The organism is Serratia sp. 201, from assembly GCF_037027545.1.
Taxonomy (GTDB): domain Bacteria; phylum Pseudomonadota; class Gammaproteobacteria; order Enterobacterales; family Enterobacteriaceae; genus Serratia; species Serratia bockelmannii.
Genome location: NZ_JAXCHC010000001.1, coordinates 654,139 through 673,212, shown reverse-complemented (window position 1 = coordinate 673,212; position 19,074 = coordinate 654,139). Strand labels below are relative to the sequence as shown.

Below are 19,074 nucleotides of genomic sequence, written 5' to 3'. Positions count from 1 at the left end.
AGAGAGAACGATGGCAGGAAAACAGGCAAGGAAACTCACCCTTGGCGCGGCAGTTGGCGTCGCGCTGCTGACGCTGGCCGGTTGCGCGCAGCCGCCGCATACCGACGCTCAGGCCCAGCAGCGGCTGGCGGATCAGTCGGTGCTGGCGGTGAACTGGTTCCAACAGTCCGGTGAATACCAGGCGCTGGCGCATCAGGCGTTCAACAGCGCGCAGCGCGCCTTCGATCAGGCCAAGGCCGCACCGGGCCGCAAAAAGGCGGTGGTGGTCGATCTGGATGAAACCCTGCTGGACAACAGCGCCTACTCCGGCTGGCAGGCGCAGCAGGGCCAGCCGTACGACGGCGCCACCTGGGCCCAGTGGACGCAGGCCGAACAGGCCGGCGCGGTGCCGGGTGCCGTGTCGTTCGCCCGCTACGTTAACGCTCATCAGGGAACAATGTTCTACGTCTCGAACCGCAAGCAGAGCGAATACGCTGCCACGGTGGCCAACATGCAGAAACTCGGCTTCACCGGCATGTCGGAAAAGACCGTCTTGCTCAGTACCGACACTTCCAATAAGCAGGCGCGCTTCTACGCCATCAAACAAGCCGGCTATGACATCGTGGTGTACGCGGGCGACAACCTGAACGACTTCGGCGCCGCGACTTACCACCAGGATAATGCGCAGCGCCGGGCGTTCGTCAGCGAGAACCAGAACAAGTTCGGCACCGAATTCATCGTGCTGCCCAACCCGCTGTACGGCGATTGGGAAAGCGGCCTGGCCCGCGACTACAACAAGCTGACGCCACAGCAGAAGCTGCAGGTGCGCCAACAGGCGATCAAAGCCTGGCGCGGGCGCTAAGCCTCACAGCAGTTTGTACATATAGCAGGTGGCCTCCAACGCCCCGCCATCGCTGGCGCGGGCGTATTGCGGGATATCGCCCGCCGCCTCGAACCCCAATTGACGGTACAATCCCTGCGCCGCGCTGCCGCTCAGGGTGTCCAGCACCAACAGGCTGCGCCGATGACGCGCCGCCAGCGCCTGCACTTCCTGCATCAACAGCCGGGCGATGCCCTGCCGCCGCGCCTGCGGATGCACCATCAGCTTGACCACTTCCGCCCGGTGACGGCCGTTGTCCGGCATCGCCAACAGCAGCTGCACGGTGCCGACCGGCCGACCGTTCTCGAGCGCCACCAGCATCGCACGCTCTCCCCGCACCAGGGCCGGCAGCAGCCCCAGCCAAAACGCCTGCGCCTGTTCCAACGTAAAGGGCATGACAAAACCGATGCTGGCGCCGTGCGCCACGCTGGCGTGCAGCATCTCGGCCAACTCGGCCATGGCACTTTGCGCCGCATCGGCGTCCCACTGTTGCAATTCAATCATGGCTATGGCCTGCAGATAACGAGCGTGTAATGGGCCGGCTCATCGCCGGGGACATGGAAACGGGAGGCGCCGAACAGGCGGTAGCGCAGGCAGTCGCCGGGCGACAGCCGGAAAACGCGCCCTTCCAGGGTCAATTCCAGCTGCCCGGACAACAGCCAGAGGTGATGCTCCAGCGCTGGAATCGACGGCAGGTCGTAATCGATCTGCGCGCCGGCATCCAGCCGGGCTTCGATAAACTCGGCCTTATACAATGCGCCGGGCGGGGAAACGGAGCGACGGTGAAAACCACTGGCCCGATCGACCCACACCGGCTGTTGCGGCGGCCGCAGCAGCTCCGGCGGTTCGTCTTCGATTTCGCTCAACAGGCGCGACATGGTTAACCCGTAGGCGGCGCACAGCCGGTTCAGCAACGATGCCGTCGGGCTGGTCTCGGCGCGCTCCACCCGCGAGAGCGTCGCCCGGCTAAGGCCGGTGCGCTGCGCCAACTCCTCCAGCGACCACGCCCGCTGCTGGCGCAAATCCGCCAGCCGCTGCGCCAACCTCAGGTCGGCCATCTCCAAACCGTTATCCATCGTTCATACTCCGCTTAAAAATCCCATATAAGAGAAATAATCTCAAATTAGAGATATGGCAAGCGAATTTTAAAAAATGCCGCGCAGCGCGATGAAAATCAGCATGCTCAGCAACACCACCGCCAGCATATTGCGTAGAAAGAACGCCAGTATCACCGCTAACACCGCCCCCCACAGGTAAGGGTTATCCGGCGCGGCACGCAGCTGGTCGCCGCTGAAGGCGACAATCGGCCCGCAGATCGCCGTCAGCACCGCCGGCACGGAAAAGCTCAGCAGGGTTTTAACGCGCGGCGACAGACGCAGCGGCAACCCGGGCGCCAGAAAACAGTAGCGGTTGAAAAACACCACCAGCCCCATCAAAACGATCGTCAGCCAGATCATCGGCGCCCCCCGCTGCACAGCAGCCCGACCAGCATCGCCGCCACGGTGGCGATCACCAATGCGCCCGGCGTCTGGAAATGGTGCAACACGATGGAAAGCAGCAGCGCGGTCAGCACGCAGGCCAACACCGGCAGGCTGCGCACCAGCGGCACCACGATGGCGATAAAGGTGGCGGCGATGGAGAAATCCAACCCGTAACCGTCCAGATCGCCGGCGCTGCCGGCGGCCACGATGCCAAGCAGCGTGGAGAGAAACCAGCACAGGTAAAAGGTCAGCCCGGCGCCCAGCGCATACCAGCGGTTGAAACGCGCCGGCGTCTGTTCGCCGGTCAGCGCGAACAGTTCATCGGTGAGCAAGAATCCCAGCGCCAGCCGCCAGCGCAACGGCAGCGGCGCGATACGCTCCCGCAGCCGCAGCGCGTAAAGAAAATGCTGGGCGGTGACGAAAAAGGTCGACAGCAGGATCGCCAGCAGCCCGGCGCTGCCCTTGATCATGCCCATCGCCACCAGCTGCGACGCTCCGGCGAACACGATGGCCGACATGCCCAGCCCTGCGCCGGCGTCAGGCCGCTTTGCAGGGCCATCGAGCCCGCCAGTACTCCCCACGGCACCACCGCCAGGCACAGCGGCAAGATAGCCACCCCGCCCTGCAGCGCGGGGCGCAGGCGGGCGGAGGGCGGCGTGATGAGGGGGATTGAATCAGTCATGGGCTTCTCCTTGAGTTGAAGAAGCCAGCTTACGGCGCAGGCGTACACGGGTATTGCACCCGATTGCCCGGCTATTTCAGCGATTTGACGTAGTCGCCCGGCGTGACGCCCATCGACTTGCGAAAATGGCGGTGGAAATGGCTTTGATCGTGAAAGCCGCAGCTCAACGCACTGTCCAGCACGCTGTTGCCGGCCTTCAGCATGCCGCGCGCCTTGCGCAGCCGCGCCTGAATTTGATAGGCGTGCGGCGGCAGGCCGGTGGCCTGCTGAAACTGCCGCAGCAGGTAATAAGGACTGAGCGCCACGCGCTCCGCCAGCTCCAGCAGCGAAATGTCCGCCTCGGGGAAATCGTCGAGAAAGGCTTTCACCCGCGCCACTTGGCTTTGCGCCCGGCTCTGCGGCGCAGGATCGATACGGCTTTTGCCGTGCCGCAGCATCAGCCAGGTCAGCGCCGAGAACACCATGGTCTCCTTCATCAGCCGGTTCTCATCGCTGCGCAGCAGGCTGAACGCCATGCGCAACTGGCCAGCCAGGCCGACGTCGTGCACCACCGGGTTGGGAAAATAAGGCGTCGCGCCGGCGCCGGTTTTCAGATCGCGCGATAAAAAGGCCAGTAGCTCCGGCGCCGGGTACATCGCCTGATACGACCAGCCCTCTTCGGTGGCGGAACTGCCAGTATGAATATCGTCGGCGTTGACCAGAATGATGCTGCCCAGCGGCGCCACGTGTTCGCCGCCGGTGCGGTAGAAGCGCTGGGCGCCATCGTCGATGACGCCCACGCAGAAGCCTTCATGGCTGTGGCGCGAGAAGGTTTGGCGGCGGTAGGTGGCCTGCAGCACTTCCAGCCCGCCAAGATCGTCGACGTGCATAAAATGAGCCTGCTCCCGGGATGCTTTGCGCGCTATGCCTTCCGCCTTCATCTTGCCTACCTCCGCTGAATGAGAGGCATTCTAGCACTCGCGCGAGGGCGGGTTTTGTACAAAATTGCCCGTCTCGGCCCCCGGCGGCGCGATCGCTGCGCAGCGCCAGGCGCTGAATACCGCCAGCAGCGGCGCCAGCGCGAACGCCAGGAACAGCCAACGCGCCGCCGATGCCGCGCCCGTCGCGCCACCCGGATCGTTCAGCCCCGCCAGGTTGGCGATCATCCCGGCCAGCGCCGCACCGAATGCGGTGGCGAACAGCTGCACCGTGGTAATTGAAGCGCCGGCGATATCTTTGTCCGCTTCAGGTGCCACCTGCAAAATGCGCGTCAGCAGGTGCGGCCAACCGAAGCCGATGCCGAATCCCACCAGCAACAGCGCAATGACGATCGGCGCCAACGCCTGCCAGTGGCCGCCGGACGGCATCGGCATCAGGATCGCCAGCGCCAGCAAGCCCACCAGCACGAACAGCGGCCCGCTGACGATCGCCCGGCGAATGCCCGCTCCGCGCCAGCCGGAGCTGAGGATCTCGGACAACGTCCAACCGGCGGCCATAGCGGCGGCGATATAGCCGGAGATCAGCGGCGACTGGCCGTGCAGCAGCTGCAGGAAATAAGGCACGAAGATTTCGCTGGTCATGCCGATCACCAGCAACGCGGTCGTGATGTACAATGCCGCCAGCGATGAGCCGCGCCGCAGTGCGCCGTGCGGCAACAGGCGGGCGCGCGAGTGCGCTTCGCGCTTCAGCAACCAGGCCATCAGCACCAGCGAGAGCGCGATGCCCGCCAGGTTGATCCAGGCACTGTGCGCCAGGCTGCCGGCGGACACCACCAGCACCGCCACGGTCAGCAACAGCAGCTGTGCGGTCGGCAACGGTGCGGCCGCCTGCTGCGCTTTGCCCTTGGGCAGGATCAGGAAGGTAAACGCGGCGTACAGCGCCATGATCGGCAGCAGAATGCCGAAGGCCCAGCGCCAGGCGTTCAGTTCGGCGAAAATACCGCCTACCGCCGGCCCCACCAGGGTGGCGATGCCCCACATCGCCGAGATGAGCGCCATGGCGCGCGGCCACAGCCGCTGCTCGAATACCAGATTGATCATCGCGTAGGAGAGCGCAAAGATCAGCCCGCCACCAAAGCCCTGCACCGTGCGGCCGATCAGCATCACCGGCATGCTCGGCGCCAGCGCGCACAGCGCCGCCCCGGCGATGAAGAACAGCGAAGCCACCAGATAGGCGCTGCGCGCACCGTAGCCGCTGAGCAAGCGGGCCGACAGCGCGGAGCCGAGGATAGACGCCACCACGAACAGCGTGGTGTTCCAGGCATAGAGATCCAGCCCGCCGATATCCTGCACCACCGAGGGCAAGATGGTGGTGGCGACCAGAATATTGATGGCATGCAGCGCCACGCCGAGCGAGAGCGCGATCGCACTGGCCGCATTTTTGCCAGAGAAAAGGTCGCTCCAGCGGCTATCGTCATGGGTTATCACGGTTGTCGTCCTGTTTTCAGAGGAATGGCATTGAGTTGATCATAAGATTGCGTTAAATTTAACAAGAGTTATCTTGGAATAAGTTAGGGCGAGGCGGAGAAATATGTCAAGAATAAACTTGGAAAATAGCGGAAAGACCGCACAATCGGTCAGTGACCGCTTGCTGACGCTATTGAAAACCCGCGGCCCGCAGCAAGCTTCTGACGCAGGAAAGGTGCTCGGCACCACCGGTGAGGCGGCCCGCCAGCAGTTCGTCAAGCTGGCGAAAGAGGGGCTGGTCGAAGCGGTGGCGGAAACGCGCGGCGTAGGCCGCCCAGTACAGCTGTGGCATTTGACCTCGGCCGGCAATGCGCGCTTTCCCGATACCCATGCGGACCTGACGGTTCAGCTGCTGCGCACCGTGCGCGACAAGCTGGGCGAACAGGCGCTCGACGTGCTGATCGAAACCCGCGAGCAGGAAAACCGCATCAACTACAAGCAGGCGATGATTGGCGCCGCCGATCTGCAGGAGCGCGTGGCACGCCTGACCGAGATCCGCTGTCGCGAAGGGTATATGGCCGAATGGCGCCAGGAGGAGGACGGTGCCTATCTGCTGGTGGAAAACCACTGCCCGATCTGCGCCGCTGCCACCGTCTGCCAGGGCTTCTGCCGGGCGGAGCTGAGTATCTTCACCGAAGTGCTGCAGGCGCAGGTGGAGCGCGCCGAACACATTCTGGCCGGCTCGCGCCGCTGCGCCTACCGGATTTCGCTCCTGTAACACCGGTTTTTGCCCACGTTTTCAACCGGTACAGATTATTCTGCTTGTGCACCCCACACCTTCCCTTCTAAGGTTGAATTAACGAACATTCAGGCAAACAGCGGGCCTCGCGCCCGCTTGGCAAATCCGTCGGCGCTAAGCGCGCAGCGGCAGAGTAACCCCACGGGAGTTGAACGATGAAGAAGCCGCATGCCGGATTCTGGCTGGCGACGCTGGGACTGGGCGTTTGCTGGCTGCTGGCGCTGCTGACTCGCGATCGGCTCAACGGCCTACTGCTGGCCGGCGCGGCGCTGGCGCTGATCTTTACCCCTGCCACCCGCCGTAAGGGCGCGGCTCTGGCTGCCCTGGGCGGTATCGGCATGGATGGGCTATGGAGCTACAGCGGCGTGCTGCACTACAGCGGGCAACACGGCCTGCCGCTCTGGACCCTCGCGCTGTGGATCGGCTTCGGCTGCTGGTGGTATTGGCTGCTGGACGTGGTCAGAGCGGCGCCCTGGCCGCTGGCGGTGCTGGGCGCCGCCGTCGGTCCCTTCGCCTACGCCGTCTCCTGGAAGCTGGGCGTGTTACTGCCCGGCGTGCCGCCGGAGTTCATGCTGCTGTTGCTGGCCGTCGGCTGGTCGATTTACCTGCCGGCCGTCAGTTGGCTGCAGTGGAAGCGGCGGAACAGCTGAACGGCTTGCGGCAGTCGGGAAAAATAATGCCGAAAGCCATTGCTTATCGGTTGCCCAATCGGGTTTACTGAGCGTTCTAATAATAATCATCCCTGCAAAAACACATCCCTATGCTTAGCCAACAAAGCCGTAGCGTCCTGCCGTTGATCGGGGCGTTGTTCACGTTATATATCGTTTGGGGTTCCACCTATTTCGTCATTCGCCTCGGCGTCGCGCAGTGGCCGCCGCTGATGATGGCCGGGATTCGCTTTCTGATTGCCGGCATCGTGCTGTTCAGTTTCCTGGCCTGGCGCGGCCACGCGCTGCCGACGCCGAAGCAGTGGCTGGCCGCCGGCGCCATTGGCATTCTGTTGCTGGCGGTAGGCAACGGCCTGGTGACGGTGGCGGAACACCAACATGTGCCGTCCGGCATCGCCGCGGTGATGGTGGCGACGGTGCCGCTGTTCACCCTCTGCTTCAGCCTGCTGTGGGGCATGCGCAACACCAAACTGGAATGGGCCGGTATTGCGCTCGGGTTAGTGGGCATCGTGCTGCTCAACACCGGCAACAACCTGGTGGGCAACCCGACCGGCGCGCTGTTGATCTTGCTGGCGTCGGCCAGTTGGGCCTTTGGCTCGGTATTGGGATCGCGCATCTCGCTGCCGGCCGGGCCGATGGCCGGCGCGGCGGAGATGCTGGTCGCCGGCGTGGTGTTATTGGTCGCCAGCCGGCTGAGCGGCGAGCACCTGGCTCAGATGCCGAGCACCGGCGGCTTTCTGGCGCTCGGGTACTTGATTGTCTTCGGCTCGATGCTGGCGATCAGCGCCTATATGTTCTTGTTGAAGAATGTGCGCCCGGCGGTCGCCACCAGCTACGCCTACGTCAACCCGGTGGTGGCGGTGCTGCTCGGCATCGGTTTCGCCGGTGAATCGCTGGCGCCGCGCGAGTGGCTGGCGCTGGTGATCATCGTGGCGGCGGTGGTGCTGGTGACGCTGGGAAAATACCTGTTCGCCCGCCCGGCCAACGTACAGGCCATCGACTGCGAACGGCGGTGATCACAAAGGGCGGTCTGCGGGCCGCCGTTAAAAACGATTCTTGTTTCACCCGGCGAAGGGGCTATAATTCCCGCTGTTCCAAGCAACCTGCGAAATTATTCCTATGCTGAAAAAAGCGTTCCTCATCGTCATCGCCCTGTGCGCCTTCGGTTCTCTGGGCGGCGTATTCCTCGCCGGGCTGAACATCTACACCCGTTCCACCACCCCGCATGAAGAAAGCGCGCCTGCCGGGGATACCGCCGCCACGCCGGCGCAAACCGAAACCCTTCAGGCCAAGTGATCGTCCATCCAACGCTGACAGCGCTGCTGTAAAAAGCGCTGCAGCTGCCTGACGCGTTCCGACACCTGCGAGCGATGCGGGCAGACCAGATTGATCGGCACCGCGTCGCTGCGCCATTCCGGTAACAGCTGCACCAGCCGCCCGGCGCGAATGTCGGCCACCACGTCGATCGCCGACTTGCGCACCACGCCGTGTCCGGCCAGCGCCCAGCGCCGCGCCACTTCGCCGTCATCGGTAAAATAGCTGCCGTTCAGCGGTACTTCGATCAGTTCCTCACCGCGCCATAGCCGCCATTCCACCTGCCGTTTGCCGCTGGGCTGATACACCAGAATGCTGTGCCGGGCCAGATCGGCTGGCGTTTGCGGCGCGCCATGCCGCCGCAGGTAATCCGGGCTGGCGCAGATCAGCCGCCGGTGCTGCGGCAAAATGGGCAGCGCCACCAGCGAAGAGTCGGCCAACGGCCCGAAACGGAGCGCCACGTCCACCGGTTCGCGAAACAGATCGGCCTGCCGATCGTTGATCAGGAGCTGCAGCTGAATATGCGGGTGCTGCAGGCGGAACTCATCCAGCCAGCAGAGCAGCAAATTGCGGCCAAAATCCGACGGCGCGGAAATCTGCAGTACCCCGGACAGCCCCTGATGCTTCTCGCGGATCGCCTGCTCTCCTTCGGCCAACGCGCCCAGCGCCAGGCGCGCGCTGTCGAGATAGCGGGCGCCCTCCTCCGTCAACCTCAGGCTGCGGGTGGAACGCACCAGCAGCCGCGCGCCCAGCTGCTGCTCCAGCCTTTTCACCGCGATGCTGGCCGCCGCCGGCGTCATGTCCAGCGAGCGCGCCGCGGCGGAAAAACTGCCGCCGTCCACCGTGCGGACAAACACCTCGAGATCGACAAATGAGGTCATGTATTTCCCCTCTTTTTAGCCCAATCAATTATTAATATTAATTTACAAGTGTTTGCTATTAGGCGGGCTTTTTTCCTCATTTTCAATCAGGAAAGATAGATCCCGTTGAAACTTACCTAAAAAGAGGCCTTAACATGACGATTCCCGACTCCCCCCTGAAACGACAAAAGCTGGTCATCCTGGGCGGCACCAGCGGCATTGGCGCCGCGGTGGCCTACGCGGCGGCGGTGCGCGGCGCTGAAGTGGTGCTGGCTTCACGTCGCCTTCCCCACGCCGGGGAGAAAAACGACGCGCTGCATCTGATGCAGGCCGATCTGACCGATGAAGCATCACTACATGCGCTGTTTGCCGCCGTCGGCGCTTTCGATCATTTGGTGATCACCGCCGGGCCGTTGGTGGACGCGAAGCCGCTGGCGGAGACTGCCTTTGAGCAGGCGCAGGCCGACTTCAACGTCAAATTCTGGGGCAGTTTGCGCGCGGTGCAGGCGGCGCTGCCGACGCTGGCGCCGCAGGGCTCCATCACCCTGACCTCCGGCCAACTGTCGCGTAAATACCTTGGCGGTCAGTTGATCAAAACCGGCATCAACGCCGCGCTGGAAGCGGTCGGCAAACAGTTGGCGAAGGAGCTGGCGCCGCGGCGGGTGAACGTGGTCAGCCCCGGCATCACCGCCACCGAAGCCTACGACGGCATGAGCGCCGCGCAGCGTCAGGCGCTGTTCGAGCGCGTAAGCGGCAGCCTGCCGGTCGGCCGGATCGGCCAGGCGGCCGACGTCGCGGCGGGTTACCTGCTGGCGATGGAGAACGGTTTCGTCACCGGCAGCGTGATCGACATCGACGGCGGCGGCCTGCTGTAACGGCGGCTAGAGCGCCGTCACGCCCTGTGCGGCGGCCTGCTGCTCCAGCACGGTGATAATCTGGTAGGCCGAGCGCGGCACCAGGCTGAAATCGCCGATCAGCAGGCGGTCGCTGACCGCCTCATCCAGCATCGCTCGGGCGCCGGCGCGCAGGATGTCCACCTGTTCCGGCGGCGTGCCGGCTGCGGTGATCAGCGGCAAACCGGGCACCGCCGCCGTGCGGCCGATGATTTTCAGTCCCTCCAGCGCCTGTGGCTGCGCGCGGCGCAGCAGTTCCATGCTGATGGAATCGATGGCGGCGATATCCGCCTGCCCGCTGCGGATCAGCTTCAGCGACTGATAATGCGCGCCGGAGGCGATAGCCGCACCGAAGAATTTCCCGTCCTGCGCCAGCGGCGCGATCAGCGCGCGCAGGCCGTTGTAGCCGGACTGGGAATCGGTGCTGTTATACGCCGCCGTTCGGCCGCGAAAATCCGCCAGCCGCTCGCCGGGATCGTCCGCGCGCACCACCAGCCAGCTGCGGTAATTCGGCCCGTCGCACCCTTCCACCCGGTAGTGGTAGGTGCCGATTAGCTGCACCTGCGGCAAGGTGCTGACCAACGGATAACCGCAGGTTTGGCTGAGCAGCAGATCCTCGCGCCGCCAGTGTTGCGCCAGATCGTCCGGCCAGCTAAGCCGTTCCGGCGCCGCCGGCAACCCCAGCCGCAGCAGCTTGCCGCGCAAGACCTGCCAGAAGGATTCGGCCTGCTCCCGGCCAACGCCGTACATCGGTAGAGACACCTGCATCATTTCCCCCTTACCCCGCCGGAGTGGTCGCCAGCGTCTGCTGGCGCCAGGCGGTGAGATAACGCACCCAACGTTCGAACAGCATATCGGTGATAATAGCCAACAACGCCACGACCGCCGCGCCCTGGATCACATAGGCGGTGTTAAACCCGCTCAGGCCGATGATGATCGGCGAACCGAGCGTTTTGGTACCGACGGTGGAAGCGATGGCCGCCGTGCCGATGTTAATGATCACCGACGTGCGGATCCCGGCGACAATCACCGGCGCCGCCAGCGGCAGTTCAACCCGCCACAGAATTTGCCAGGCGCTCATCCCCACGCCGCGGGCGATCTCGCGCGTGGCGGGCGGTACCGATTCGATGCCCGCCAGCGTGCCCTGCAGGATCGGCAGCAGGCCGTACAGCACCAACGCAATGATCGCCGGCTGCTCGCTGAAGCCCATCACCGGCACCGCTACCGCCAGCACCGCCACCGGCGGGAAGGTCTGCCCCACCGCCACTACCGTTTCCACCAGCGAACGAAACTCCCGGCCGCTGCGTCGGGTCACAGCGACGCCCGCCGCCACGCCGATTACCACCGCGATCAGGCTGGAGATCGCCACCAGCGACAGGTGCGCCCCCACCAGCGCGATAAAGCTGTCCTGCTGATAAATGGGCCGCTCCAAATCAGGGAACCAGGCGGCGAACAGGCCGCGCAGATGATCCATGCCGAACACCAGCGCCAACAGCAGCGCCAACGTCCAGGGCAGCGGATCGCGCAGCAGGCGCCCGATGCGCCCGCTCATGACAGCGCCTGCCCGGCGATCAGATCGTGGAAGTGCAGAACCCCCAACGCTTCGCCCCGTTCATCCACCACCGGCAGGCAGTCGCTGCCGCGCGCCACGAACACCGACAGCGCCTCGCGCAGGCTCATGGCGGCGGCGATCGGCTCGCCCCCAGCGACGCCGGGCCGCACCCGCTCCGCCACCGTACCCAGCGACAGCAGCTTGATGCCGCGATCGCTGCGCCCGAAGAAATCGCGCACGAAGTCGTTGGCCGGGGCGGTCAACAGCGCCAGCGGCGTGCCCTGTTGCACCACGCGCCCCTGATCGAGCAGCACCAGGCGATCCGCCAGGCCCAGCGCCTCGTCGATATCGTGCGTCACCAGCACGATGGTGCGGCCCGAGAGCTGATGAATGCGGGCGATCTCCGCCTGCAGCGCCGCGCGGGTGACCGGATCCAACGCGCCGAACGGTTCGTCCATCAGCAACACCTCGGGATCGGCGGCCAGCGCACGCGCCACCCCCACCCGCTGCTGTTGCCCGCCGGAAAGCTGGTGCGGGTAGCGACGGCGAAACAGATCCGGTTCCAGGTGCAGCAGCTCCAGCAACTCGGTAACCCGATCGCGGATGCGCGCGCGCGGCCATTTCAGCAGCTGCGGCACGGTGGCGATGTTCTCCTCCACCGTCCAATGTGGAAACAGGCCGATCGATTGGATCGCATAGCCCATGCGCCGCCGCAGATCCTGCGGTTTAAACGACTGGATCTCTTCGCCGGCAAAGAGGATCTTGCCCCGATCGTGTTCGATCAGGCGATTGATCATTTTTAACGTCGTGGACTTGCCAGAACCCGAGGTGCCGATCAACACGGTGAATTCGCCCTCGGCGATGTGCAGCGTGAGATCGTCGACCGCCGGCTTGCCCTGAAAAATTTTGCTGACTTGCTCAAAGTGAATCATCGGCGCGATACGTCCAGGATTGAAACCCAAAATTTAAACAGCGAATCGACGATGACCGCCATCATGACCACCGGGATCACCCCCAGCAGAACCAGATCCAGCGCGCTGCTGAGCAGCCCCTGGAACACGATGGCGCCAAAACCGCCGGCGCCGATCAACGCCGCCACCACCGCCATGCCGACGGTTTGCACCGCCAGGATGCGCACGCCGGTCAGGAACAGCGGCAACGCCAACGGCAGCTGCACGCGCAGGAAGATCTGTCCGCGCGTCAGCCCCATGCCGGTGGCGGATTCGATCACCCCGGCCGGCACGCTTTGCAGCCCCGCCACTACGCTGCGCACCAGTGGCAACAGCGCGTACAGCACCAGCGCCACAATCGCCGGCGCCATGCCGATGCCGCTGACGCCGTGCTCCGCCAGCCAGGGCACCGCCGTCGCCAGCCCCGCCAGCGGCGCGATCAGCAGGCCGAACAGCGCGATGGAAGGCACGGTCTGGATAATGTTCAGCGCGGAGAAAATCGGCCGCTGCCAACGCTCGGAGCGAAAACACAGCACCCCGAGCGGCACGCCGATCGCCAGCGCCGGGGCCATCGTCGCCAGCAGAATGGTCAGGTGCTGCAACAGCGCGGCGTCAAACACCTCCTGACGATTGTGGTACTCCTTCAGCAGCGACAGCTGATCGAGCTGATGCCCGAACAGCAGCAGCGCCGGCGGCACCAGCACCAGCGCGTTGCCCAGCATGCGCCACAGGTGCGACGCGGTGAGGCGCGCCATGGCGTCGGCAGCGATCAGCAGGCTCAGCGCCATCGTCAGCCAGCAGCCGCTGCCCCAAGAGGTGCGCGCCAGGCGCGACCCCTCCTGCGCCAGACGCCCGGCGGCCTGCCCACTGATCCAGAACGCCAGCGTCAACACCCCGCAGGCGGCCAGCGCCGCCAGCAGCGCCCGCCCCCGCGTCGGCGGCAACAGGCTGAGGCTCGCCAATGCCGCCAGCGGCAACAGCAGCCACAGCGCCGGGCCGTGCAGCAGGGAGAACAAGGAGAGACTTTTGCCCGACAACAGGCGATTGGGGGCATAACTGAGGAACGGCAGGCCGAATGCGGCCAGCAGCAACAGCATGAACAGCGTCAACAAGACGCGATGTTTTACGGCGATAGTCAAAGAAACGCTCCGGCTCCCTCGGTTAACCCCCTCTCCCGACGGCAGAGGGGGCACCTCGGCATTATCCCTTAACAAACCCTTTCTCTTTCAGATAAGCGGCCGCCACCTGTTTGGCGTCCTGGCCTTCCACGGCGATCTGGGCGTTGAGTTTTTGCAGCGTCGGCCCGTCCAGCGAGGCGAACACCGGCTTCAGCAGCTCAGGCAGATTGGCGTGCGCTTTCAGCGCCGCTTCGCGCACGATCGGCGCCGGCGCGTAGATCGGCTGTACGCCTTTCGGGTCCGCCAAGGTCTGCAACCCCAGCGCCGCTACCGGGCCATCGGTGCCGTAGGCCATCGCCGCGTTGACGCCGGAGGTCTGCTCCGCCGCCGCCTTGATGGTCACCGCCGTATCACCGCCGGCCAGGGACAGCAGCTGATCCTGATTCAGTTTGAAACCGTAGGCACTCTGGAACGCCGGCAGCGCATCCGGCCGTTCGATAAATTCCGCCGAGGCCGCCAGCTTGAACTTGCCGCCACCGTTGATCCACTTGCCGAGATCCGACAGCGTTTTCAGATGATTGGCCTCCGCCACGTCCTGGCGAATAGCGATGGTCCAGGTGTTGTTGGCCGGCGCCGCGTCCAGCCAGACGATTTTGTTTTTGTCGTAGTCGAGCTGTTTCACTTTCTCGAAGCCGGCCTGGGCGTTCTTCCACGCCGGATCTTTCTCATCGGAGAAGAAAAACGCGCCGTTGCCGGTGTACTCCGGGTAGATGTCGATCTCACCGGAGGTGATGGCGCCGCGCAGCACCTTGGTGGTGCCGAGCTGCAGCTTGTTGGTGGTCTTGATGCCGTTGGCTTCCAGCACCTGCACGATGATGTTGCCGAGCAGCGAACCTTCGGTATCGATCTTGGAGCCGACGCGCACCGAGTCGGCCGCCTGCGCCAGGCCGCCGGTGGCCAGCAGAGCCAGCGCGACGGCAAAGGAACGTCCGCGTGATAAGGTGATTGCCATACTTTTCCTCTGGTTATACGTTTTCCGGCTCATGGGCCAGTTAGGTTGGAAAATCCTGAGAAACGCGCTTCCAGCGCGCAATAAATTTTTCCGTCGGCAGGGCATCGCCTTCCCCCTGCGGTTCATCGGCGTGCAACGGATGCACGCCAACGTCGATCGGCGTCAGGGCGTAATCGCGCAGCCACTCGCCGTAGCCTTGCGTGACAAATCCCTGACTGCGCCGCTGATACGCCTCGCGCTCCGCCAGATAGACGTCGCGTAAACCATACCAGGGCAGGCCGGGCAGATCGTGATGCACTAAATGGTAGTTCAAATTGAGAAACAACAGCCGCCACGGCCAGCCCGCCTCATTAATAATAGAACGTGCCTGCGGTGCGTCCACGGCGCGATGCTCAAAAAACGATCTCACCTTGGTCAGCGCCAACGCCGGATAGCTGATGGCCAACAGGTAAAACGCCGTGCCGATCCCCTGCATCTGCAACCAGTGCAGCAGTACCACCAACAGCGACAGGTGCGCTAACCACCTCGCCCAGGCGCGCCACTTCCCTCCGGCGAGCGCTTTCACCGCCCCGGCCAGGGTCGCGGCAATATCCAGCGCCGGGCCGAGGAGCACCCGGCCGATCAGCGTATTGCGCACCGCGGCCAGCAGCGGCAACAGGCGGGGATAACGCCGCCACTGCGCGGCGCTGAAGTAGTAGCTTTCGGGATCTTCGTGCGGATCGGTCAGGTGGTCGTTGCGGTGGTGGCGCAGATGCGAATCGCGATACAGCCCATAGGGATACCACACCGCCAGCGGCAACAGGCCGAACAGCTGATTGACGCGCGGCCAGCGCGTCGGGTGGCCGTGGATCAGCTCGTGTTGCAACGACAGGTACCAGGTGGTCAGGAGGATCAGCAGCGGTGCGCCAAGCCACGGGCCCAGCGCCTGCCAAGAATACGCCACGCCGAACCAGCCGCCGTACACCGCCGCCATGATCCCCCAAGTGGGCAGCTCCAGCCGCCAATGCCGGCGCCGATAAAGCTGCCTGATTCGTTCGCGCTGTTCGGGGTGCAAATAGTGGGCGTGGGACATGCTGCGGCTCGCGGTAAGAGATTTTCTCTCAGTATCCGTTAGCCGTTGCGGCGTTCAAAATAACGAAAATGGCAAAGCTAAGTGAAAATTCAGCGGGTTGCGTACGCGGCATGCGGCTCACACGCCACCGGGAAATTCACCGAGTTGGCGATAAAGCACAGGTGATGCGCCTTCTCATGCAGCTGTTGCGCCAGCTGCAGATCGTCGCCGTCGCGCACCGTGACCTGCGGCCGCAGCGTCACCGAGGTGAAAAAGCCGCCGCGCGCGGCGTCTTCGCGCATCACGCCCACGGCATCGTCCTGATAGGCCAGCACCGAAATCCCCGAGGTGGCGCACAGATGCAGGTACCATAATTTGTGGCAAGCGCTGAGCGATGCTACCAGCAAATCCTCCGGATTCCAGCGCGTCGCGTCACCGCGGAAGGCCGGATCGGCTGAGCCGGCGATATCTGCCTTGCCCACGGCGCCGATCAGGTGATCGCGTCCATAAGCGCGATAATCTTCCGTGCCTGCGCCCAGATTCCCCTGCCAGGTCACCGAGACCTGATAATGATGCTCGCCTTTCATGTCTTTTGCTCCCGTTGGCCGGCCAATGAAAAATTGTCTGGGTGCATGCCCGGAGAACACTATTGGCGGAAAAGCGTGAATACGCAAACGGCGAAACGACAAAAAACGGGCCGCGCAGGCGGCCCGTCGGTCACATCCCTTCAGGGAACGAAATCGAGCACCACGGCGTTGAACAACGCGTATTCAGTGGCGCTGGCCATCGGCGGAAACTGCGCGTGCTGCACCGCCGCGCTGGCCGCCGCACACAGGGGCGCATCGCCCCTCACGATCTTGCTGCTCACCAGCTTGCCGTCCGGGCGCAGCCGTATGCTGATGGTGCAGCGTTGGCCGCGCGCGTGTTCCGGCAAACGCAGCTCGCGGCTCACCGCGTTATGCACCCGCACCGGATAGCTGAGCGGCATCGCAGTCTGCGCCTCGGCCTGCGGCCCCGGCAACGGGGTGCCGGCCTGATGGCCGGCCCCCGCGCCGCAGCCGCTCAACAACAACAGCGCCAACAGGCCTAGTGTCTTTTTCATTCCCGATGTCCTTATTGGGGATTAATCTTTATCGAGCGCCCTTACTGCGCCGCTGGGTAAGCCTCACCGTCATCCGCGTAACGCTGCAGGCGCTCGCGCCACCACTTGGCCGCCAGGCCGCTGGCGCTTTCACGCCAGCCGAAATAGGCAGCGTCGCTGCAGCGCTCAGATTCAACGCGTTTCGCTACCAGTTCGCCGCTGTTCAGGTAAGGTTCCGCCAGAGAACGCGGCAGATAGCCACAGCCCAGCCCGGCCAACTGCGCCTGCAGTTTGGCGTCAAAGCCGAAGACCGTCAGCGTATCCTGTTCTTCCAGCAGGTTCAGGCTCTGCGGCGCGTTGACGCGCGAGGTATCGCGCACCACCACCGCCCGGTGCTGACGGATCTCATCCTTCGGCAACGGTTCCGGCAGCGCCGCCAGCGGATGCTGCGGCGCGACGGCGAACACGTAATCCAGCTGCCCCAGGCGGCTGAACGCATAGCCCACCCGCGACGGCGGCTCGCAAATGGCGCCGATGATAATGTCGGCGCAGCCGTAAACCAGCGACTCCCAGGAACCGGCCAGCACCTCGTGGCTGAAGCGCAGCCGGGTATGGTGATGCTGCCGATAGAACTCGTCGATCAGCGGCAACAGGCGGGCAAACGGGAAGGAGGCGTCGATCCCGAGCGTGATCTCGCTTTCCCAGCCGTTCTCCACGTAGCGCGCCTGCTGTTCCAGATCCTGCGCCGCGCGCAGCAGCACCCGCCCTTTTTCCAGCATCAGCTTGCCGGTATCGGTGAACTTCGCCCGATGGCCGGAGCGGTCCAGCAGGGTGATGTCGAGATCGTTCTCGAGCTTTTGCACCATATAGCTCAGTGCCGAAGGGGTTTTAAACAGTGCAGCGGCCGCGGCGGCGAAAGATCCGTGCCGGTCCAGCGCGTCCAAAATCAGCAGCGCTTCCAGGTTTAATCTCATGCTTTCTCCCGTGTATAAAAAAACTCAACAAGTCGGCAAAAATTCTGCGGTATCTTTGAAATCGCCCTCTGCCTACCATGGGTTTTATCGGCGTTACACTCATCAGATGTTCAACCGAAATATCACTGGGAAGGTAAATTATGTCCAAGTTTCAACTGCTTGATAAAGACAATTCCGCACTGATTTTTATCGATCATCAACCACAAATGGCCTTCGGCGTGGCTAATATTGATCGTCAGCAACTGAAAAACAACGTTGTTGGTTTGGCGAAGGCAGGCAAGATTTTCAACGTCCCCACCCTTTTCACCTCGGTCGAAACCGAAAGCTTCAGCGGCTATATCTGGCCGGAACTGCTGGCGGTACACCCTGAAATCACCCCGATTGAACGTACCTCGATGAACTCCTGGGAAGACGCGGCCTTCGTCAAAGCCGTGGAAGCCACTGGCCGCAAAAAGCTGGTGATCTCCGCGCTGTGGACCGAAGTCTGCCTGACCTTCCCAGCGCTGATGGCGCTGGAAGCCGGCTATGAAGTGTACGTGGTGACCGACACCTCCGGCGGCACCTCCGTCGATGCGCACGAACGCTCGATCGATCGCATGGTGCAAGCCGGCGCCGTACCGGTGACCTGGCAACAGGTGCTGCTGGAGTACCAACGCGACTGGGCACGCAAAGACACCTACGACGCGGTGATGGCGCTGGTGCGCGAACACAGCGGCGCGTACGGCATGGGCGTCGACTACGCTTACACCATGGTGCACCACGCACCGGCCCGCACGGTGAAATAATTCCCCTTGCCCCGGCCCCGTGCCGGGGTATTTTCAGGAGTCGGTTTTATGGCCCATCCGCAGCATGTCACGCTGGTGATCACCCACCGTTTGGCGCCGGGGAACGAGCAGGCCTATGAGGCCTGGCTGAACCGCATCATGCCGGACGCCGCGGGCTTCACCGGCCATCTGGGCGTCAACGTCATCCGCCCATCCGACAGCGAACAGGCCTATACGGTGCTGGTCCGCTTCGACAATGTCGACAATCTCTACCGCTGGCTCAACTCGCCGCTGCGCAAGCAATACATCGAAGAAGTCACTCCGTTGTTGCTGGAGAACGACCATATCGAGATCCGCCCCGGCGCGGAGTTCTGGTTTACCCCACCCAACCCCAACGTGCGCCAGCCGCCCCAGTGGAAGCAGTTCATCATCACCCTGCTGGTGATCTTCCCTTCCACCAATCTGGTGCCCTGGTTTTGGGGGCTGGCGCTGCCGCAGCTGGACGGCACGCTGCTCGGCCATTTTCTCAATGACGCCACCGTGGTCGCCCTGGTGGTGTACCTGTGGATGCCCATCGTGACTCGCGTTTTTCATCAATGGCTGACCCGCCGCTAGGCGGTTCGCCGGGAGAA

The 19,074-nt window shown here is 63.8% G+C and carries 23 protein-coding genes and 1 pseudogene; 8 read left to right on the top strand and 16 right to left on the bottom strand.

Annotation, left to right across the window (positions count from 1 at the left end):
• The first annotated feature begins 10 nt into the window (after positions 1-10).
• On the top strand, positions 11-841 hold the full coding sequence (locus WA302_RS03715; protein ID WP_336062953.1) for a 5'-nucleotidase, lipoprotein e(P4) family: 831 nt from the start codon (positions 11-13) through the stop codon (positions 839-841).
• Between the two features lie 3 nt (positions 842-844).
• Here the strand turns inward: WA302_RS03715 and WA302_RS03710 are convergent, their stop codons facing one another.
• From WA302_RS03710 to WA302_RS03685, 6 genes and pseudogenes are all read right to left on the bottom strand, one after another.
• Positions 845-1,363 carry a GNAT family N-acetyltransferase gene (locus WA302_RS03710; protein ID WP_043137032.1) on the bottom strand — a complete coding sequence of 173 codons (519 nt, stop codon included), beginning with the start codon at positions 1,361-1,363 and terminating at the stop codon, positions 845-847.
• 2 nt (positions 1,364-1,365) lie between these two features.
• Complete coding sequence (locus WA302_RS03705) at positions 1,366-1,935, bottom strand: helix-turn-helix domain-containing protein (RefSeq protein WP_049295242.1); 570 nt, start codon at positions 1,933-1,935, stop codon at positions 1,366-1,368.
• A gap of 69 nt (positions 1,936-2,004) precedes the next feature.
• Complete coding sequence (locus WA302_RS03700) at positions 2,005-2,316, bottom strand: AzlD domain-containing protein (protein WP_025302054.1); 312 nt, start codon at positions 2,314-2,316, stop codon at positions 2,005-2,007.
• A pseudogene (locus tag WA302_RS03695) lies at positions 2,313-3,022 on the bottom strand (AzlC family ABC transporter permease). The gene WA302_RS03700 and the pseudogene WA302_RS03695 overlap by 4 nt, the downstream one beginning before the upstream one ends.
• 71 nt (positions 3,023-3,093) lie before the next feature.
• Positions 3,094-3,942 carry a helix-turn-helix transcriptional regulator gene (locus tag WA302_RS03690; protein ID WP_151429128.1) on the bottom strand — a complete coding sequence of 283 codons (849 nt, stop codon included), beginning with the start codon at positions 3,940-3,942 and terminating at the stop codon, positions 3,094-3,096.
• A 30-nt stretch (positions 3,943-3,972) separates the two neighbouring features.
• Entirely contained in the window at positions 3,973-5,427 is a 1,455-nt protein-coding gene (locus WA302_RS03685) for an MFS transporter (protein ID WP_025302051.1), read from the bottom strand.
• A gap of 103 nt (positions 5,428-5,530) precedes the next feature.
• Here WA302_RS03685 and WA302_RS03680 point away from each other — a divergent pair, with 103 nt between their 5' ends.
• From WA302_RS03680 to WA302_RS03665, 4 genes are all read left to right on the top strand, one after another.
• Positions 5,531-6,184: a helix-turn-helix transcriptional regulator gene (locus WA302_RS03680; protein ID WP_025302050.1), complete on the top strand. Its 654-nt coding sequence runs from the start codon at positions 5,531-5,533 to the stop codon at positions 6,182-6,184.
• 176 nt (positions 6,185-6,360) lie between these two features.
• The gene (locus WA302_RS03675) at positions 6,361-6,855 is read left to right on the top strand and encodes a DUF2878 domain-containing protein (protein ID WP_025302049.1); all 495 of its coding nucleotides are present in this window, start codon (positions 6,361-6,363) and stop codon (positions 6,853-6,855) included.
• 110 nt (positions 6,856-6,965) lie between these two features.
• Positions 6,966-7,889: a drug/metabolite exporter YedA gene (yedA, locus tag WA302_RS03670; protein ID WP_025302048.1), complete on the top strand. Its 924-nt coding sequence runs from the start codon at positions 6,966-6,968 to the stop codon at positions 7,887-7,889.
• A gap of 103 nt (positions 7,890-7,992) precedes the next feature.
• The gene (locus WA302_RS03665) at positions 7,993-8,169 is read left to right on the top strand and encodes a hypothetical protein (RefSeq protein ID WP_162837922.1); all 177 of its coding nucleotides are present in this window, start codon (positions 7,993-7,995) and stop codon (positions 8,167-8,169) included.
• Here the strand turns inward: WA302_RS03665 and WA302_RS03660 are convergent.
• A complete protein-coding gene (locus WA302_RS03660; RefSeq protein WP_261456161.1) occupies positions 8,157-9,068 on the bottom strand; it encodes a LysR family transcriptional regulator in 912 nt (303 codons plus the stop codon). The genes WA302_RS03665 and WA302_RS03660 overlap by 13 nt on opposite strands.
• A gap of 134 nt (positions 9,069-9,202) precedes the next feature.
• On the opposite strand from WA302_RS03660, the gene WA302_RS03655 reads away from it, so the two are divergent.
• Entirely contained in the window at positions 9,203-9,922 is a 720-nt protein-coding gene (locus WA302_RS03655; protein WP_261456160.1) for an SDR family oxidoreductase, read from the top strand.
• A gap of 6 nt (positions 9,923-9,928) precedes the next feature.
• Here the strand turns inward: WA302_RS03655 and WA302_RS03650 are convergent, their stop codons facing one another.
• From WA302_RS03650 to WA302_RS03610, 9 genes are all read right to left on the bottom strand, one after another.
• On the bottom strand, positions 9,929-10,690 hold the full coding sequence (locus WA302_RS03650; RefSeq protein ID WP_080352622.1) for a phosphate/phosphite/phosphonate ABC transporter substrate-binding protein: 762 nt from the start codon (positions 10,688-10,690) through the stop codon (positions 9,929-9,931).
• 28 nt (positions 10,691-10,718) lie between these two features.
• Positions 10,719-11,492 (bottom strand): ABC transporter permease, encoded by a 774-nt coding sequence (locus WA302_RS03645; RefSeq protein ID WP_025302044.1) that lies wholly within the window; start codon positions 11,490-11,492, stop codon positions 10,719-10,721.
• The gene (locus WA302_RS03640; protein WP_089195657.1) at positions 11,489-12,424 is read right to left on the bottom strand and encodes an ABC transporter ATP-binding protein; all 936 of its coding nucleotides are present in this window, start codon (positions 12,422-12,424) and stop codon (positions 11,489-11,491) included. Before WA302_RS03640 ends, WA302_RS03645 begins: the two co-directional genes overlap by 4 nt.
• Complete coding sequence (locus WA302_RS03635; protein ID WP_043136997.1) at positions 12,421-13,581, bottom strand: ABC transporter permease; 1,161 nt, start codon at positions 13,579-13,581, stop codon at positions 12,421-12,423. Before WA302_RS03635 ends, WA302_RS03640 begins: the two co-directional genes overlap by 4 nt.
• A 61-nt stretch (positions 13,582-13,642) precedes the next feature.
• Positions 13,643-14,572, bottom strand: a complete 930-nt coding sequence (osmF, locus tag WA302_RS03630) for a glycine betaine ABC transporter substrate-binding protein OsmF (RefSeq protein ID WP_025302041.1) — start codon at positions 14,570-14,572, stop codon at positions 13,643-13,645.
• Positions 14,573-14,612: 40 nt separating this feature from the next.
• Positions 14,613-15,644: a fatty acid desaturase gene (locus WA302_RS03625; protein WP_261456159.1), complete on the bottom strand. Its 1,032-nt coding sequence runs from the start codon at positions 15,642-15,644 to the stop codon at positions 14,613-14,615.
• 89 nt (positions 15,645-15,733) lie between these two features.
• Positions 15,734-16,210, bottom strand: coding sequence for an OsmC family protein (locus WA302_RS03620; protein ID WP_049295238.1), 477 nt, complete (start codon positions 16,208-16,210; stop codon positions 15,734-15,736).
• A gap of 140 nt (positions 16,211-16,350) precedes the next feature.
• Positions 16,351-16,725, bottom strand: coding sequence for a cell envelope integrity protein TolA (locus WA302_RS03615; protein WP_261456158.1), 375 nt, complete (start codon positions 16,723-16,725; stop codon positions 16,351-16,353).
• Positions 16,726-16,766: 41 nt separating this feature from the next.
• Positions 16,767-17,678: a LysR substrate-binding domain-containing protein gene (locus WA302_RS03610; protein ID WP_025302038.1), complete on the bottom strand. Its 912-nt coding sequence runs from the start codon at positions 17,676-17,678 to the stop codon at positions 16,767-16,769.
• A gap of 140 nt (positions 17,679-17,818) precedes the next feature.
• Here WA302_RS03610 and WA302_RS03605 point away from each other — a divergent pair, with 140 nt between their 5' ends.
• Together WA302_RS03605 and WA302_RS03600 are read left to right on the top strand one after the other, a co-directional pair.
• Positions 17,819-18,463 (top strand): hydrolase, encoded by a 645-nt coding sequence (locus WA302_RS03605; RefSeq protein WP_004939390.1) that lies wholly within the window; start codon positions 17,819-17,821, stop codon positions 18,461-18,463.
• A 48-nt stretch (positions 18,464-18,511) separates the two neighbouring features.
• The gene (locus tag WA302_RS03600) at positions 18,512-19,057 is read left to right on the top strand and encodes an antibiotic biosynthesis monooxygenase (protein ID WP_049203908.1); all 546 of its coding nucleotides are present in this window, start codon (positions 18,512-18,514) and stop codon (positions 19,055-19,057) included.
• Positions 19,058-19,074: the final 17 nt, after the last annotated feature.

Coding starts and splice junctions, on each gene's coding strand:
- WA302_RS03715 (WP_336062953.1), top strand. CDS start 11: ATGGCAGGAAAACAGGCAAGGAAACTCACCCTTGGCGCGGCAGTTGGC.
- WA302_RS03710 (WP_043137032.1), bottom strand. CDS start 1,363: ATGATTGAATTGCAACAGTGGGACGCCGATGCGGCGCAAAGTGCCATG.
- WA302_RS03705 (WP_049295242.1), bottom strand. CDS start 1,935: ATGGATAACGGTTTGGAGATGGCCGACCTGAGGTTGGCGCAGCGGCTG.
- WA302_RS03700 (WP_025302054.1), bottom strand. CDS start 2,316: ATGATCTGGCTGACGATCGTTTTGATGGGGCTGGTGGTGTTTTTCAAC.
- WA302_RS03690 (WP_151429128.1), bottom strand. CDS start 3,942: ATGAAGGCGGAAGGCATAGCGCGCAAAGCATCCCGGGAGCAGGCTCAT.
- WA302_RS03680 (WP_025302050.1), top strand. CDS start 5,531: ATGTCAAGAATAAACTTGGAAAATAGCGGAAAGACCGCACAATCGGTC.
- WA302_RS03675 (WP_025302049.1), top strand. CDS start 6,361: ATGAAGAAGCCGCATGCCGGATTCTGGCTGGCGACGCTGGGACTGGGC.
- yedA (WP_025302048.1), top strand. CDS start 6,966: ATGCTTAGCCAACAAAGCCGTAGCGTCCTGCCGTTGATCGGGGCGTTG.
- WA302_RS03665 (WP_162837922.1), top strand. CDS start 7,993: ATGCTGAAAAAAGCGTTCCTCATCGTCATCGCCCTGTGCGCCTTCGGT.
- WA302_RS03660 (WP_261456161.1), bottom strand. CDS start 9,068: ATGACCTCATTTGTCGATCTCGAGGTGTTTGTCCGCACGGTGGACGGC.
- WA302_RS03655 (WP_261456160.1), top strand. CDS start 9,203: ATGACGATTCCCGACTCCCCCCTGAAACGACAAAAGCTGGTCATCCTG.
- WA302_RS03650 (WP_080352622.1), bottom strand. CDS start 10,690: ATGTACGGCGTTGGCCGGGAGCAGGCCGAATCCTTCTGGCAGGTCTTG.
- WA302_RS03645 (WP_025302044.1), bottom strand. CDS start 11,492: ATGAGCGGGCGCATCGGGCGCCTGCTGCGCGATCCGCTGCCCTGGACG.
- WA302_RS03640 (WP_089195657.1), bottom strand. CDS start 12,424: ATGATTCACTTTGAGCAAGTCAGCAAAATTTTTCAGGGCAAGCCGGCG.
- osmF (WP_025302041.1), bottom strand. CDS start 14,572: ATGGCAATCACCTTATCACGCGGACGTTCCTTTGCCGTCGCGCTGGCT.
- WA302_RS03625 (WP_261456159.1), bottom strand. CDS start 15,644: ATGTCCCACGCCCACTATTTGCACCCCGAACAGCGCGAACGAATCAGG.
- WA302_RS03620 (WP_049295238.1), bottom strand. CDS start 16,210: ATGAAAGGCGAGCATCATTATCAGGTCTCGGTGACCTGGCAGGGGAAT.
- WA302_RS03615 (WP_261456158.1), bottom strand. CDS start 16,725: ATGAAAAAGACACTAGGCCTGTTGGCGCTGTTGTTGTTGAGCGGCTGC.
- WA302_RS03610 (WP_025302038.1), bottom strand. CDS start 17,678: ATGAGATTAAACCTGGAAGCGCTGCTGATTTTGGACGCGCTGGACCGG.
- WA302_RS03605 (WP_004939390.1), top strand. CDS start 17,819: ATGTCCAAGTTTCAACTGCTTGATAAAGACAATTCCGCACTGATTTTT.
- WA302_RS03600 (WP_049203908.1), top strand. CDS start 18,512: ATGGCCCATCCGCAGCATGTCACGCTGGTGATCACCCACCGTTTGGCG.